The organism is Roseateles sp. T103 (genome assembly GCF_057219915.1).
Genome location: NZ_JBXVVS010000004.1, coordinates 79,781 through 95,335 on the forward strand (window position 1 = coordinate 79,781; position 15,555 = coordinate 95,335).

The following is a 15,555-nucleotide window of genomic DNA, read 5'->3' on the forward strand; positions in this document are numbered from 1 at the left end:
CGCGATGACTGCCGCTGTCCACTTCTCGCAGAGCTACGCTGAGGCGCGCGGCAAGTTCCTCGCCGCGGTGGAAGCCGCCGGGCTGGACGCCGAGCCGCACTGGCATCCGCTGCTGGGCCGTGACGGCGAACGGCTGGCGATGGATGTGGTGCGCCAGGGTCACCGCGACGCAAAGCGCCTGCTGATCATCAGCAGCGCCTGCCATGGCGTCGAGGGCTTCTGCGGCTCGGGCATCCAGACCGCGCTGCTGTCGGACGCAAGCTGGCTCGCGGCGGTGCAGGCTCATGCGGACCTCGCGGTGGTCTACATCCACGCGCTGAACCCGCACGGCTTCTCGTTCTGGCGCCGCGTCACGCAGGAAGGCGTGGACCTGAACCGTAACTTCATCGATTTCGCCCACCATGCACCGCTGCCGGCCAACCCCGGCTACGAGGAGATCGCTGCCGCACTGGTGCCCGCGCACTGGCCGCCCAGCGAGGCGGACGAAGCGCTGCTGCGCGACTATGCCGCGCGCCATGGCGAGCGCGGCCTGCAGGCCGCCGTCAGCGGCGGCCAGTACACGCACGAGCTGGGCCTGTTCTTCGGTGGTCATGCGCCGACCTGGAGCAATGTCACGCTGCGCCAGGTGCTGGCCGAGCAGGGCCAGGGTGCCGCGGACATCGCCTGGATAGACCTGCACACCGGCCTGGGCCCGCGCGGCCATGGCGAGCGCATCTGGGCCGGCCGCGACGACCCGCCGGCCATCGCTCGCGCGCGCCAGTGGTGGGGCAAGGATGTGACCTCGATCTACGACGGCAGCTCCAGCTCCGCACTGCTTCAGGGCCTGATGTGGAACTCCATCCATGAAGCCTGCCCGGCAGCGCGCTACACCGGCATCGCGCTGGAGTACGGCACCGTGCCCTGGACCGCGGTGACCGATGCGCTACGCGCCGACCACTGGCTGGAAGCGCATCCCGAGGCGCCGGCCGAGCTGGCCGCGCAGATCAAGCGCGGCATCCGCGACGCCTTCTACATCGACCACGATGACTGGAAGCAGCAGGTCGTCGCGCAGGCCCGGCAGGCCGCGCGCGAGGCCCTGTCCGGCTTGAGCGCCGGCTAGTTGCTGTCGAGCGCGGGCCGCTCCGCCGCAGCGCCGTCGTCCTGCGAGGGCTGCGCCTGCGGCTCTGCCGCGGCAGGCCCGGCCGCCTTGCGTTGTGCCTTCTCTTCCTTCTTCTTTTTCTTGGCGAGCTCTCGCTGTCGCTTTTCGAACTGGTAGTTCGGTTTGGCCATGAAGAGCTTTCTCGGATGACGGGACCCCGACCATACCAAAGTTGCACAGCGGCACCCCGATGACCGATCCTTGTCCTCAAGCCAGGGGGCAATGCTGCGGCGCAGCTCAAGGAATTCCCGCAGGCCTTGGCGCAGGGCCGGTGCTAGCCTGAATCTGCCGAAGAACAGCTAAGGAGACGAGCAATGAAAAGGACTTTCCCTCCCGGCACCGGCCCCGCGCTGCTCGCGCGCCTGCGTGCAGTCTGGCGCGGCCTCTTGCCAGCCGCTGCACTGCTGGGCATGGCTGCCAGCGCGCACGCGAACACGCTGACGCAGAACGTCTCGTGGACCATAGACCGCGCCGGCACCAGTACCAAGTACCGCGTCGTGGCCTATGGCGACTCGATCTACGCCGGCTACAACGGCTCGGTGCTGAACGCGGCGAAGTACGCGGCACCCACGGTGGACGCCGAGTACCTCTCGGCGCTGTGGAACGCCGACATCGAGAGCGTGCGCCGCGCCAAGTCGGGCGCGGTAGCCTCGGACGTCTACAACAACAAGATCGTCGCCGAGAGGTCCTATATGCAGGCCAGCTCGACGCGCGTGGTCACCTTTGAGATGTGCGGCAACGACGGACTGCAAGCGCGCTCCGCCTTCAAGAGCCAGAGTGGCACCTGCAACTACAGCGAGCTGAGCACCGCGGTGGCGAACTGCAAGACCTATGTGGCAGCGGCGATGGACTACATCAACGCCAACGCCTACGCAGGCGTGAAGCTCAAGGTGATCTCCAACCTGCATTACCCGGGCTATGCAGCAGACAATGTGCAGAGCTCGTGCAAGGACCCTGGCACCGGTGCCACGGTGAACATGCAGTCGCTGTTCCTGCCCCGGCTCGCGGCGATGAACTACTGGATGTGCGAGTACGCGCGCCAGAAGGGCTTCCAGTGCGCCGACAACTTCGCGCAATACATGGGCGCCGACTACGACAGCAACGGCGACGGCAAGATCGACTCCGACGCGCTGCGCTACGTGCCCGGTGAGAGCGAGTCCAGCTATGTGACGCGCATCAGCAGTACGCTGCGCTCGACCATCCGCGACGCCAACGCACACTTCGTCTCGGCCAGCAGCAGCTACGACTACATCCAGTCCGACGACACGCACCCGACCTACAGCGGCGGCACGGTGACTGCCGGCCTGTTCGGCGGCACGACGGGATCGGGCGCGCCGCGCTACACCTCGTTCACCGGCGGCAAGAACCCGATCTGGAACCAGTTCGGCCACGAACGCATGGGTTGGGCCATCTCCACCTTCAACCCGGCCGCACCCTGAGGCGGGCGGGCTGAGCAGCCGATCCGCCACGCATGCCGGAGCAGACGCCAGCGCCTGACGACAAGTCGCCACGGAGCCCAGGCCCCGCGGCCGGGGATGATGCGGCCTGGGGCCCTTCGCTGGGCTTCCTCGCGATTGCGCTGGGTCTGGTGGCGGGCCTGCTGTTCTGGTGGTGGAGCACCCGGCCGGTGGCGCCGGCCGGGCTGCCTGCGGCAAGCGCCGCAGCCAGCGGCGTGACCAGCACGGCCTTTTCACCGCTGGCCTTGCCCGCCGGCGCCGCCAGCAGTACGGCGGCTCCAACTCCTCGCAAGCTGGCCGCGCTGCCAGCGCCCGAGGCAAGTGCCAAGCCACGCATCTGGCGCCAGCGCGATCCGAACGGCGACCAGACTCCGGACCTGGCCGACTATGTGAACGAGGGCGAAGTGCCGACGATGGCCGAAGTGATCGCGCGACTGCATGCCGCTGGCGTGCGCACCGGTCTGGGCGCCTTCTCGCCTCCGGGCACGCGTCCGCCGCTGGTCGGTCTGGCGGTGCCCGAGGACTACCCGCTGCCGCCCGGCTATGTGCGCCACTACCAGGCCACCGACGATGGCCAGCGCATCGAGCCCATCCTGATGTACTCGCCTGACCGGCCGCCGCTGGATGCCCAGGGCCGGCCCGTCGCAGTACCCGCCAACCGCGTGGTGCCCGCCGACCAAGCGCCCGCCGGTCTGCCGCTGCGGCAGATCGTGGTGCCGGCACCTTTAGACCCGACGAAGACCACGCCTTGAGTCCTGCGCTCCCTGTCTGGACGCGGCTGCGCGACAGCCGCTGGATTGCCGTGCTGGCCAGCGCGTTGCTGGTCGCCCTCTATGCCCGCGGCGGCCCCGCCTGGGCGCTGGGCTTCGTGGCGCTCGTGCCATGGTTGCGCGCGCTGGACCGCGAGCAGTCCTGGCGCGGCACGCTGCTCAGCGCCTGGGCGATGTCGGTCGCCTACACCGCCGCCGTCTTCGCCTGGCTGGGCGGCGGCATCGGTGCCTACACGCAGATCGGCGCGGGCGCGGGCCTGGCGCTGCTGCTGCTGGGCGCGCCGCTGTTCCAGCCGCAGATCATCGTCTTCGCCGTGACGCGTCAGCTGGTCGGCCCGACCCACGGCCCGGCGCTGCGTGCGCTGGCCGCCTGCGCCGCCTGGGTCAGCGCGGAGTGGCTGCTGCCGCGGCTGCTCGGCGACACCTTGGGCCATGGACTGCATCCCTCGCCGCTGCTGCGCCAGGCGGCCGAGCTGGGCGGCGCCACCGGCCTGACCTTGCTGCTGCTGCTCGCCAATGAGGCCATCGCCGCGGCGCTGGCGCGGCGCCGCAGCTCGGGCTGGCGCGCGGCCGCCGCTCCCCTGGGCCTGGCCGCCGCGATTCCGCTGCTGCTGGCGGGCTATGGCGCCGTGGCCCTCGCCCGGTTGCCGGACCCCGGCATCGCATCAGCGGGCTCCGCGCTGCTGCGTCTGGCCCTGGTGCAGTCGAACATCGCCGACTACGAGCGCCTGCGCCGCGAAAGGGGCAGCGCCGGCGCCGTGGTGCGCGAGGTGCTGGACCTGCATTACGCGATGAGCCACGACGCGGTGGTGCGCCAGCGTGCCGACGCGGTGCTCTGGTCGGAGACCGTCTATCCGACCACCTTCGGTCGCCCGAAGAGCGAGGCCGGCGCCGAGCTCGACCGCGAGATCCTCTCCTTCGTGCAGGCTGCCGGCGTGCCCTTCGTCTTCGGCACCTACGAGCGCGATGCGCAGGGTCGCGAATACAACGCCGCGGCCTTCGTCGCGCCGCAGCGCGGCCTGCTGGGCCACTACCGCAAGAGCCGCCCCTTCCCGCTGACGGAGTACGTGCCGGCCTGGCTGGACGGCCCGGCGCTGCGCAGGCTGCTGCCCTGGGCCGGCAGCTGGCAGCCGGGCGATGGCGCGCGGGTGTTCCCGCTGCTGCTGGCCGATGGTCGCGAGCTGCCCGTGCTGCCGCTGATCTGCCTGGACGCGATGGACGCCGGTCTGGCCATAGACGGCGTGCGGCTGGGCGCACAGGCCATCCTGACGCTGTCCAACGATTCCTGGTTCAGCAGCAGCGAACTTGGCCCCGCACTGCACCAGGCCGCGGCAGCCTTCCGCAGCATCGAGACAAGGCTGCCGCAGTTCCGCGTCACCAGCACCGGCTACAGCGCGGTCATCGATGCCAGCGGCGAGGTGCGCGCCGGCACCCGCATGGGCGAGCGCACGCTGGTGGTCGGCGCGTTGCCGGTGGGCGAGACGCCGCCGACGCTGATGGTCCGCTGGGGCGACTGGGTCGGCCCCGCCGCAAGCGCGGTGCTGGCGTTGCTGCTGCTCTGGATGCTGGCGCGACGCCGGCTGCGCGGCGCTGCGAGCGGACAAGCGCAGCAGCCGAGCGGTCTCGATCTCGACACGCCAGCGGCGCTGCCGCTGGACATCGTGCTGCTGCCTGCCGCTGCGCGCTGGGCAGCGGCCGCGCTGCGCGTCTTCGCGCGCGCCAGCCTGCTGTGGATGATCTGGGCCATCCTCTTTGGCGAAGGCTCGATCCAGAGCAACACGCTGGCGCAGATCCGCAGCTTCGTCGCGCTCTTCCTCGTGCCCGAGGCGGCGGCCTGGAGCCTGCTGCGCGCCTACGCGGCCCGGCTGGAGATCGTCGCTGGCGGCCAGCTGCGCTTCTCACGCGGCCGCCGGCAGCTGCTCCTGCCGCTGGCGGAGCTGGCCGCCATCGAACCCTGGCGCCTGCCGCTGCCCGGTGCCGGCGCGACGCTGCGCCTCGCCGATGGCAGCGCCTGGCGCTATGGCATCGCCTGTGCCGACCCCTGGGCGCTGGCCGGGGCGCTGCCGGCAGCCGGCGGACCGACGAACCCCGCTGCCGCAGCTGGTTGGATGGCGGGCTATCTGCGCTCACGCCGGGCAACGCCGCGCAGCTGGCTCGGCCATCCGCTGGCCAAGTTCGTCGCCTACCCGCTGCTGATGGCATTGCCGGCCTTCCGGCTGCACCAGCACATCGCCTACGGCAGCAGCTTCGGCGAGTACTACAGCTTCGGCCTGCTGGCCTATCTGAAGAGCTTCTCGCTGTGGTGGGCGGCCTGGGCCATCGGCGTGACGCTGTGCGCGGCGGCGCTGCGCACTGTGGTCGAGACGCTGCTGATGCTCGGCGCGCTGCTTTGGCCAGAGACCATCGCGAAGCTCAGGGCCTGGGCCGAGCATCTGGCGCTCGCGGCGCTCTATCTCGCACTGCCTGGCTGGCTGCTTCTGCGCGCGCTTGCCTGAGCGCGAGCAGCGCAGCCGGCGTCGAGCTCGCCGCCGCGCGTCGCCTGCCTGCCGGCCATCCCTGCTAGTCTTGCAGCATGAGTCAAGACAAGAAACCCGCCGCCGAGCCTGCCACGACCTGCGCCGACAAGTCCCAGATCCAGGCCGACACCCAGCACTGGCTGGAAAAAGCCGTCATCGGGCTGAACCTCTGCCCCTTCGCCAAGAGCGTGCATGTCAACAATCGCCTGCGCTATGTCGTCAGCGACGCGCAGACACCCGAAGCCCTGCTGCAGGAGCTGGCGCGCGAACTGCTGCTGCTGATGCGCACCGATCCCGACGAGGTGGAGACCACGCTGCTGATCCATCCGCAGGTGCTCAAGGACTTCCTGGACTTCAACGATTTCCTCGGTGCGGCCGATGCGCTGGTCGAGGATCTCAAGCTCGACGGCGAGCTGCAGGTGGCCTCCTTCCATCCCGACTATCAGTTCGAGGGCACGGACATCGACGACATCAGCAACTACAGCAATCGCTCGCCCTACCCCACACTGCATCTGCTGCGCGAGTCCAGCATCGAGCGCGCGGTGGAATCCATGGCCGATACCGACAGCATCTTCGAGACCAATATCGAGACGCTGGAGAAGCTGGGACTGGCGGGCTGGATGGCGCTGGGGCTGAAGACGCGCGGCGCCTGAGCCGCGCACCGGCCCCGGGTCTCCCCTCGCGCATCGCCACGGGGCCTGCACGATACTTGCGCCTTTTCCGACGCTGGCTCACCGGCCGGCCCGCACGAAAAGGCTTACCGAGCATGCCCTCTTCCCACCGCCATCCTGCGGCGCTGTGCGCCGCCCTGTCCCTGATGTTCGGCCTGCACGCCACGACGCTGGCCACCGAGGCCATCAGCTACCCCGCCACCCGCAAGGTCGACCAAGTCGATATCTATCACGGCCAGCGCATCGCCGACCCCTACCGCTGGCTGGAGGACGACAACAGCGCCGAGACCAAGGCCTGGGTGCAGGCGCAGAACGCCGTCACCGACCGCTTCCTCGCCGCGATGCCGCAGCGCCTGCCGGTGCGCAAGCTCTACACCGAGCTGTTCAACTTCGAGAAGTTCGGCGTGCCCTTCCACGAAGGCGGCCGCTACTTCTGGACGCGCAACGACGGCCTGCAGCAGCAGGACGTGCTCTACACCGCGCGCTCGCTGGACGAAGCGCCCACGGTGGCGCTGGACCCCAACACGCTGTCCAAGGACGGCACCGTCGCGCTGACTGGCGCCGTACCCTCGCCCGACGGCAAGCTGCTCGCCTATGGCGTGGCGGTCGGCGGCTCGGACTGGCAGCGCTGGCAGTTGCGCGACCTCGCCACCGGCCAGGACCTGCCGGACCGCATCGACTGGGTGAAGTTCTCGCGCGCCACCTGGACGCCCGACGGCAAAGGCTTCTTCTATTCGCGCTACGACGCGCCCAAGGAAGGCGAGAAGCTGACCGGCGCCAACTTCTTCCAGAAGCTCTACTACCACCGCATCGGCACGCCGCAGTCCGAGGACCTGCTGGTGCTGGAGAACAAGGCCGAGAAGCAGTGGGGCTTCGGCACCTGGCTGGCCGACGACGGCTCGGCCATCGTGGTCAACGTCTGGCGCGGCAGTGGCCGCAAGAACGGCCTGATGCTGCTGCCGCTGAAAAACGGTGCCTACGTCGGCGCCAAGCCCGTCACGCTGACGCTGGCCTTCGACGCCGAGTACGCCCCGGTGACGCTCGCCGCCAAGACCCTGTACCTGCGCACCAACAAGGACGCGCCGCGCGGCAAGCTGGTCGCGATCGACCTGGGCCGCCCCGACCCGGCGAACGCCAAGCACTGGCGCACCGTGGTGCCCGAGGGCAGCGATGCGCTGGTCAGCGCCGACGGCGTGGCCGGCCGCTTCCTGATGCAGTACCTGAAGGACGCCTCCACGCTGGTGCGCGTTCATGACGCCAAGGGCCGTGCGCTGGGCGAGGTGCCGCTGCCCGGCGTGGGCACGGCCCGCGGCTTCGGCGGCCGCTGGCAGGACAAGGAGACCTTCTTCAGCTATGCCAGCCTGAACTCGCCCGGCGAGATCTACCGTCTCGATCCGGCCGCGCTGAAGACCGCCCTCTTCAAGCGCCCGCAGACCGCCTTCCCGGCTGACGAGTTCGTCACCGAGCGCCACTTCGTCGAAAGCCGCGACGGCACGCGCGTGCCGGTCTTCATCGCGCACCGCAAGGGCCTGAAGCTCGACGGCACGAACCCGACCCTGCTCTACGGCTACGGCGGCTTCAACGTGCCGCAGACGCCCAGCTTCAGCGTGACCGCCGCCACCTGGATGCGCATGGGCGGCGTCTATGTGCTGGCCTCGCTGCGCGGCGGCGGCGAGTACGGCACCGCCTGGCACGAGGCCGGCACCAAGCTGATGAAGCAGAACGTCTTCGACGACTTCATCGCCTCGGCCGAATGGCTGATCGCCAAGGGCTACACCCAGCCGGCGAAGCTGGCGATCAACGGCGGCTCCAATGGCGGCCTGCTGGTCGGCGCGGTGCTCAACCAGCGGCCCGAGCTCTTCGGTGCGGCGATCCCGCAGGTGGGCGTGATGGACATGCTGCGCTTCCACAAGTTCACCATCGGCTGGGCCTGGGCCAGCGACTACGGTTCGGCCGACGACGCGCGCCAGTTCGGCGCGCTGCGCGCCTATTCGCCGCTGCACACGATCCGCTTTGGCGCCAGCTATCCGCCGGTGCTGGTGACCACGGCCGACCATGACGACCGCGTCGTGCCGGCGCACAGCTTCAAGTACATCGCCGCGCTGCAGGCGGCCGACACCGGGCCGGCGCCCAAGTTGATCCGCATCGAGACGCAGGCCGGCCATGGCGCCGGCAAGCCGACCTCGAAGATCATCGAGGAGCGCGCCGACATCCTGGCCTTCATTGCCAACGCCTTCGGTCTCGAACTGCGCTGAGGCCGGCCTCGATGACGGATCTGGCGATGAAGCAGCCCCCGGGGCTGCGCGCGATCTTTCTCACCGAGATGTGGGAGCGCTTCAGCTACTACGGCATGCGCGCCCTGCTGGTGCTCTACCTGGTCAATGCGCTCGACTATGAGCGTGGCGACGCGCTGGCGCTGTATGGCCTGTACACCGGCCTGGTCTACCTGACGCCGCTGCTGGGCGGCGCGCTGGCCGACCGCTACCTCGGCAAGCGCCGCGCCGCCGTGATCGGCGGCACGGTGATGATGCTGGGCCATTTCGCGATGGCTTTCGAGCCGCTGCTGCACCTGGCGCTGGGCCTGCTGATCGTCGGCAACGGCCTGTTCAAGCCCAACACCACCGCGATGGTCGGCGAGCTCTACGACGGCGAGAACGACCCCCGCCGTGCCGGCGGCTACTCGATCTTCTACATGGGCGTGAACCTGGGTGCCTTCCTGGCCCCCATCGTGGCCGGCACGCTGGGCGAGACCGTGGGCTGGCACTGGGGCTTCGCCGCCGCTGGCGTGGGCATGGCGCTGGGTCTGGCCCAGCTGCTCCTCAGCCAGCGCCAGCTCGGCCGCGCGGGCCTGATGCCGCATCAGCAGCCGCTGTCACGGGCCGACCTGGGGCCGGTGCTGGCCTGGAGCGCCGGCTGCGTGGCGCTGGTGCTGGCGGTGCTGGCCCTGTGGCGACTGGTGGGGCCCTGGTACGAAGGCCTGCCGGTCGCCTTGCGCGTGCTACTGGCGGTGGGCCTGATCGCCGCGGCGCTGTGGGCCATCGCGCGGCCGGACCCGCAGCAGTCGCACGCGCCGCTGACCCGCGCCGACTGGGGACGCGTCGCCGCCATCGTCATCGTGATGATCTTCGTGATCGCCTTCTGGACCGGCTTCGAGCAGGCCGGCGGCACGATGACGCTGTTCGCCGACCAGCAGACCGAGCGCACGCTGCTCGGCTTCGAGATCCCTGCCTCGCTGTTCCAGTCCATCAACCCGCTGGTCATCGTCGCGCTGGCGCCGCTGTTCTCGCTGCTGTGGACGCGGCTGGACCGCAGCCGCTTCGCACTGCCCGACACCGCCAAGCAGGCGCTGGGCATGATCGTGCTGGGGCTGGGCTTCATCGTGATGGCCCAGGCCGATGCGCTTTCACAGCTGCACGGCAAGGTCAGCCCACTGTGGCTGGTGGCGGTCTACGTGATCCACACCGTGGGCGAGCTGATGCTCTCGCCGGTGGGCCTGTCCATGGTCTCGCGCATCGCGCCGCTGCGCCTGGCTTCGATGCTGATGGGTGTGTGGTTCCTCTCCTCGGCGGCGGCCAACTACCTGGCTGGCGTGCTGGAGCAGCTGCTGGCCGGCAGCGGCATCGCGCTGTTCCCCTTCCTGGCTGCCGGCGCCATCGGCGCCGGGCTGCTGCTGCTCGCGCTCACGCCGCTGCTGAGCCGGCTGATGCGCATGCCCGACGCGCCCGCAGCGCCCCACCGCTCCGAACCTGCGTGACATAAGGCGCAGCGGCAGGCCACTCTTGGTGCGCAAGGCGCACCGGCGCTTGCCGCTGCGCTGGTCAGCGCTCAAACTGCCGGCTTGACCCGCTGCAGTTCAGGGCATTGCCGTCCCAGGGTTGCAGCCATCATCACCTGGGCAGCTTGCACAAGACGGGCTCCCGGCGAGGGAACGAACGAGAACCGAGGAAGGAGCCCCATGAAATCCCTGAACAATCTGCGCCTGGGCGCCAAGCTGTCACTGGCCTTCGGCGCGGTGCTGATGCTGCTGGTGCTGCTGGCGCTGTTTGCCTTCACGCGCCTGCAGTCCATCCAGACGGAGCTGCGCGACATCAGCGGCAACTGGCTGCCGGCCACCCGCTACGCCGGCGCATTGAGCACCGCGCTCAACGAGCAGCGCAGTGCGATGCAGCAGCTGGTCGCCAACTTCAATATGGACATGAACAAGGCCGCCGAACAGCGGCTGAAAGATTCCGCTGAGGAGATCGCTCGCGACAGCAAGGCCTATGAGGCGCTAATCGTGAATGACACCGAGCGCCAGCTGTACAAGGACTTCGCCGACAAGTGGACACGCTTCCAGGCTGCCGTGCAGCGCGCCGTCAGCGCCGCGCGCGATGCGAATGTGGACGCCGCGCTGGAAGTGGTGACCAAGGAGGCGCGCAGCGACTTCCAGGCCGCGGAGAAGGCGGTGCAGGCGCTGCTCGCGTTCCAGGCCAAGGGGGCCGAGGAGTCGGCCGCGTTGGCCGAGAGCACCTACAAGACCGCGCTGATCGGCCTGCTGGTGGTCAGCCTGGCGGCCATCGGCGTCGGCGCGGTGCTGGCCCTGCTGCTGGTGCGCTCCCTCACTGCACCGCTGCACCGTGCTGTCACTGTGGCCGACCAGATCGCCGCCGGCGACCTGAGCCAGCGCATCGAGGCCCAGGGCAAAGACGAGACCGCGCAGCTGCTCGCCGCGATGCAGCGCATGCAGGCCAGCCTGGCCAAGACCGTGGGCAGCGTGCGCGAAGGCGCCGAATCGGTGGCCACCGCTAGCGCGCAGATCGCCCAGGGCAATGCCGACCTGTCGGCGCGCACCGAGGAGCAGGCCTCCTCGCTCGAAGAGACCTCGGCAACCATGGAAGAGCTGGGCTCCACCGTGCGCCAGAACGCCGACAACGCCCAAGCCGCCAACCAGCTCGCACAAAGCGCCAGCGAGGTGGCGCGCAACGGCGGCCAGGTGGTGGGCGAGGTGGTGTCCACGATGCGCGGCATCGAAGACAGCTCCAAGCGCATTGCCGACATCATTTCGGTGATCGACGGCATCGCCTTCCAGACCAATATCCTGGCGCTGAATGCCGCGGTGGAAGCGGCGCGTGCCGGCGAGCAGGGCCGCGGCTTCGCCGTGGTGGCCAGCGAAGTGCGCTCGCTGGCCCAGCGCAGCGCCGAGGCGGCCAAGGAGATCAAGAGTCTGATCAACGACTCGGTCGAACGCGTGCAGAACGGCACGCAGCTGGTCGACCGCGCCGGCCAGACCATGCAGGACATCGTCACCTCGGTTCAGCGCGTGGCCGACATCGTCGGCGAGATCAGCAGCGCCAGCCGCGAGCAGAGCTCGGGCATCGCCCAGGTCGGCGAAGCGGTGACCCAGCTCGACCGCGCCACGCAGCAGAACGCCGCATTGGTGGAGGAAAGCGCTGCCGCCAGCGAAAGCCTCAAGGCCCAGGCCGGCAGGCTGCTGCAGGCGGTGGCCAGCTTCCAGCTGGGCGCGGCATCGCAGCAGCACGGCGCAGCCTCCGGCGGTCTCGGCGGCGTGGGCGGCTCGCATGCCTTCAAGCCGAGCAGCGCCAGCCCTGCACAGGTCGCAACAAAGAAGCCGGCCGCCAGCCCTGCCCCGCGCGCGGCGGCCAAGCCCACTGCCGCGCCCAAGCCGGCGGCCGCAGCCAAGCCGCCGGCCACGCCCCCGGCAGCGCGACCGGCCCCGGCACCTGCCCCCCGGCCGGCCGCCGATGACGACGGCGACTGGACCAGCTTCTAAGCTAGCCTTGCTCATGCCGGGACATGAGCGGGGCAGCGCCGGGACGGGGTGATTTGCTCCGTGCCTGGGCCAGAGGCCCAGGCCTTCGCCAGGCACAAACAGTCCACTGGACTGTTTGTGTCCGGTCTCAGTCCCCCGGGTCCACTGCGTGGCCCCCCTCCTTTTACCTACGCAAATCGCCTCAGCCCACCGCTGCCGCACGACCGCGGCATGCAACTGGCGGCGTGCCACCAATGTATCGGGAGCGATGTGATGGGCTCGCTTGGCGCAGCTAAAGGAGGAGGCCACGCGAAGCGAGGACGGGGGACTGCGCCCGGACTCAATCAGTCCGGTGGACTGATTGAGCCTGGCAAAGGACTGGGCCTCTGGCCCAGGCATGGAGCCAAGCGAGCCCGTCGCAGCGCTCCTCGCGCCGTACTGCCCACTAAGCAAGCTGCCCAACGAGCTCGGCTCAGCGAACCGACGGCTCGATCTGACACCCCGCCATCACCGTTTCACGCACCGGCTGCAGCGTGACATGGCGGATGCCGAAGCGCTGCTGCAGTCTATCGGTGGCCAGATGGAAAAAGGCATCGTCGGCGCCGCCACCGGGCATCAGCAGATGCGCGGTCAGCGCGATCTCGTTGCTGCCCATCGCCCAGACATGCAGATCGTGCACACGCTGCACGCCGGGCAGCGCCAGCAGTTCCTGGCGCACCTCGTCCAGATCGATATGCGCCGGCACTCCGTCGAAGAGCAGGTGTAGCGACTGGCGGAAGAGACCCCAGGTGCCGACCACGATGACCGCCGCGATGAGCAGGCTCACCACCGGATCGATCCAGGCCCAGCCCTGCCACAGCAGCAAGACACCGGCCAGCACCACGCCGGCGGAGACCAGCGCGTCGGCCGCCATGTGCAGGAAGGCGCCGCGGATGTTGAGGTCGTGGGCACGACCACGCATGAACAGCAGGGCCGTGGCCGTGTTCACCACGATGCCCACACCGGCCACCGCGATCATGGTCCAGGCCTCCACCGGCTCCGGCTGGCCCAGGCGCTGCAGCGCCTCCCAGGCCAGCGAGCCCATCGCGACCAGCAGCAGCAGCGCATTGGCGAACGCCGCCAGGATGGACGCGCGCTTCCAGCCATAGGTGTGACGCGCATCGGGGCGCAGCCTGCCGGCCAGCGCACCGCCCCAGGCCAGCACCAGGCCGGCCACATCGCTGAGGTTGTGGCCGGCATCGGCCAGCAGTGCCAGAGAGCCGATCTTCCAGCCCACCCAGGCCTCGACGGCGACAAAGCCGGCATTCAGCACGATGCCGATCGCGAAGGCACGGTCGAAGCTGGCGGGCGCATGGGCATGGTGCTGATGGCCGTGCTGATGGCCGTGGTGATGGCCATGGTGAGGGTCATCACCCTGGCTGCCATGCGGCTGCCCGTGCGCAGGCTGATCGTGCAGCGGCTGCGGTGCTGCGTCGCGGGCTTGCGGCGGCATGTCCGTGCGCGTCATCAAGCTGCCGGCGGCTCGGCAACCTCGGCGAGCACAAAGCGGTCGCGCCCCTGCAGCTTGCCGCGCAGCAGGGCGCGGTCGGCGCGGGCGATCGCCTCGTCGGGCGCCTCGCCGGTGCCGACCTCGGCCAGACCGGCGGTGGCGCTGATCTGCAGGCTCAGCTGTTCAGCCTTCAGCTGCAGCGGCGCCTGGCGAAGGCCGTCGAGCAGACGCTGCATCAGCTGGCTCGCGCCCCGCTCGTCTTCACAGCGCAGCAGCGCGACGAACTCCTCGCCACCGAAGCGGAACAGCGGATCGCTGTCGCGCATCAGCTCGCGCAGCCGCGCGACGGCATGCTGCAGCACCATGTCGCCGATCGGATGGCCCCAACGGTCGTTGACCGACTTGAAGTTGTCGAGGTCGAGTACCGCGAGGAAGAGGCGCTGCCCGTTGCGGCGCGCATCGCGCTGACAGTGCTCGAAGGCGGCTTCGAAGCCATGGCGCATCGGCAGGCCAGTGAGCGGGTCGATGCGCGCCGCAGCGGTCTCGATGCGCTGCTTGAGCCGGGCCAGGCCAGCCATCATCGCGCTCTGCGCCTGCTCGAAGGCCTGTACATCGTCGCTGGCCATCTGAGCCTTGTCCAGCTTGGCTTTGCAGAGCTGATACACCGCCTCGTGCATGCGCGCATGCTGGGACTCGATCTCGATCAGCAGCGGTTCGTCCAAGCTGCTCAGCGCCGCGCGCTCTGCCATCAGCCAGCCGCCGAAACGGCACAGCTCATGGGCGCGTGGCCGGTGCATGTCGTCGCCCGGCTCGTCCAGACCCAGCGCGCAGCGCAGCAGGCGCTGATTCCAGCTCAGGTGGGAGAGCAGCCCTTCGTCGACGCCAGCCTGCAGCCTGGCGAGCGTGCTCAAGGACAGATCGGCCGGGGACATCGCAACAGGCCCTGGGTGCTACGAGGATGAGCTACATCCTAGCCGCACGCGGCAGGCCGGTCCCGCCTTCAGCACTTGATGCCGACATGCAGCGCCACGATGCCGGCGCTGAGGTTGTGCACATCCACATGGCCGAAGCCGGCGGCCTTCATCATCGCCTTGAGCTCGGCCTGCGGCGGATGCATGCGGATCGATTCGGCCAGATAGCGGTAGCTCTCGGCATCGCCCGCGATCATCTGGCCCAGCTTGGGCAGGATCTTGAACGAGTACCAGTCGTAGGGCTTGCGCAGCGGCTCGGCCACCTGCGAGAACTCCAGCACCAGCAGCCGGCCGCCGGGCTTGAGCACCCGGCACATCTCGGCCAGCGCCTGGTCCTTGTGCGTCATGTTGCGCAGGCCGAAGGCCACGCTGACCAGGTCGAAGCTCTCGCTCTTGAACGGCAGCTTCTCGGCGTCGCACAGCCCGGTGGGCAGGATCAGCCCCTCGTTGATCAGGCGGTCGCGACCCTGGCGAAGCATCGCCTCGTTGATGTCGGTATGCACCACCATGCCGCTGGCGCCGACCTTGCGCGCGAAGGCGCGCGAGAGGTCGCCGGTGCCGCCGGCGATGTCCAGCACGCGGTCGCCCGCCTTCAGGTTGGCCACCGCCACGGTATAGGCCTTCCAGGCGCGGTGCATGCCCATGGACATCAGATCGTTCATGACGTCGTACTTGGACGCCACCGAGTCGAACACGCCGCGCACGCGGCTGGCCTTCTCTTTCTCGTCGACGGTCTGGAAACCGAAATGGGTGCTGCTCATCGCTGTGCTCTCTTGCGTTGTGCTCGTTGCACG

The 15,555-nt window shown here is 69.4% G+C and carries 12 protein-coding genes; 8 read left to right on the forward strand and 4 right to left on the reverse strand.

The features are described from left to right. The first annotated feature begins 4 nt into the window (after positions 1 to 4). Entirely contained in the window at positions 5 to 1,099 is a 1,095-nt protein-coding gene (locus tag AC2EBS_RS12875) for a M14 family metallopeptidase (RefSeq protein ID WP_484728824.1), read from the forward strand. Here AC2EBS_RS12875 and AC2EBS_RS12880 read toward each other — a convergent pair. Further along, positions 1,096 to 1,269, reverse strand: a complete 174-nt coding sequence (locus AC2EBS_RS12880; protein WP_484728825.1) for a hypothetical protein — start codon at positions 1,267 to 1,269, stop codon at positions 1,096 to 1,098. The genes AC2EBS_RS12875 and AC2EBS_RS12880 overlap by 4 nt on opposite strands. A gap of 183 nt (positions 1,270 to 1,452) precedes the next feature. On the opposite strand from AC2EBS_RS12880, the gene AC2EBS_RS12885 reads away from it, so the two are divergent. The 7 genes from AC2EBS_RS12885 (at position 1,453) to AC2EBS_RS12915 (ending at position 12,322) form a co-directional block, all read left to right on the forward strand. Continuing rightward, positions 1,453 to 2,577 carry an SGNH/GDSL hydrolase family protein gene (locus tag AC2EBS_RS12885; RefSeq protein ID WP_484728826.1) on the forward strand — a complete coding sequence of 375 codons (1,125 nt, stop codon included), beginning with the start codon at positions 1,453 to 1,455 and terminating at the stop codon, positions 2,575 to 2,577. Between the two features lie 32 nt (positions 2,578 to 2,609). Beyond that, positions 2,610 to 3,347, forward strand: coding sequence for a hypothetical protein (locus tag AC2EBS_RS12890; RefSeq protein WP_484728827.1), 738 nt, complete (start codon positions 2,610 to 2,612; stop codon positions 3,345 to 3,347). Beyond that, positions 3,344 to 5,860 carry an apolipoprotein N-acyltransferase gene (gene lnt, locus AC2EBS_RS12895; protein ID WP_484728828.1) on the forward strand — a complete coding sequence of 839 codons (2,517 nt, stop codon included), beginning with the start codon at positions 3,344 to 3,346 and terminating at the stop codon, positions 5,858 to 5,860. The genes AC2EBS_RS12890 and lnt overlap by 4 nt, the downstream gene beginning before the upstream one ends. Before the next feature lie 77 nt (positions 5,861 to 5,937). Then, positions 5,938 to 6,534: a DUF1415 domain-containing protein gene (locus AC2EBS_RS12900; protein ID WP_484728829.1), complete on the forward strand. Its 597-nt coding sequence runs from the start codon at positions 5,938 to 5,940 to the stop codon at positions 6,532 to 6,534. 113 nt (positions 6,535 to 6,647) lie between these two features. Continuing rightward, positions 6,648 to 8,807 carry a prolyl oligopeptidase family serine peptidase gene (locus AC2EBS_RS12905; protein ID WP_484728830.1) on the forward strand — a complete coding sequence of 720 codons (2,160 nt, stop codon included), beginning with the start codon at positions 6,648 to 6,650 and terminating at the stop codon, positions 8,805 to 8,807. A gap of 26 nt (positions 8,808 to 8,833) precedes the next feature. Further along, positions 8,834 to 10,306, forward strand: coding sequence for a peptide MFS transporter (locus tag AC2EBS_RS12910; protein WP_484728831.1), 1,473 nt, complete (start codon positions 8,834 to 8,836; stop codon positions 10,304 to 10,306). A gap of 201 nt (positions 10,307 to 10,507) precedes the next feature. Next, entirely contained in the window at positions 10,508 to 12,322 is a 1,815-nt protein-coding gene (locus AC2EBS_RS12915; protein ID WP_484728832.1) for a methyl-accepting chemotaxis protein, read from the forward strand. A gap of 451 nt (positions 12,323 to 12,773) precedes the next feature. Here AC2EBS_RS12915 and AC2EBS_RS12920 read toward each other — a convergent pair whose 3' ends face one another. From AC2EBS_RS12920 to ubiE, 3 genes are all read right to left on the reverse strand, one after another. After that, positions 12,774 to 13,793, reverse strand: coding sequence for a cation diffusion facilitator family transporter (locus AC2EBS_RS12920; protein WP_484728833.1), 1,020 nt, complete (start codon positions 13,791 to 13,793; stop codon positions 12,774 to 12,776). Between the two features lie 14 nt (positions 13,794 to 13,807). Continuing rightward, positions 13,808 to 14,722 carry a diguanylate cyclase domain-containing protein gene (locus tag AC2EBS_RS12925; protein ID WP_484728834.1) on the reverse strand — a complete coding sequence of 305 codons (915 nt, stop codon included), beginning with the start codon at positions 14,720 to 14,722 and terminating at the stop codon, positions 13,808 to 13,810. Between the two features lie 68 nt (positions 14,723 to 14,790). Further along, positions 14,791 to 15,522, reverse strand: a complete 732-nt coding sequence (gene ubiE, locus AC2EBS_RS12930) for a bifunctional demethylmenaquinone methyltransferase/2-methoxy-6-polyprenyl-1,4-benzoquinol methylase UbiE (RefSeq protein ID WP_484728835.1) — start codon at positions 15,520 to 15,522, stop codon at positions 14,791 to 14,793. Positions 15,523 to 15,555: the final 33 nt, after the last annotated feature.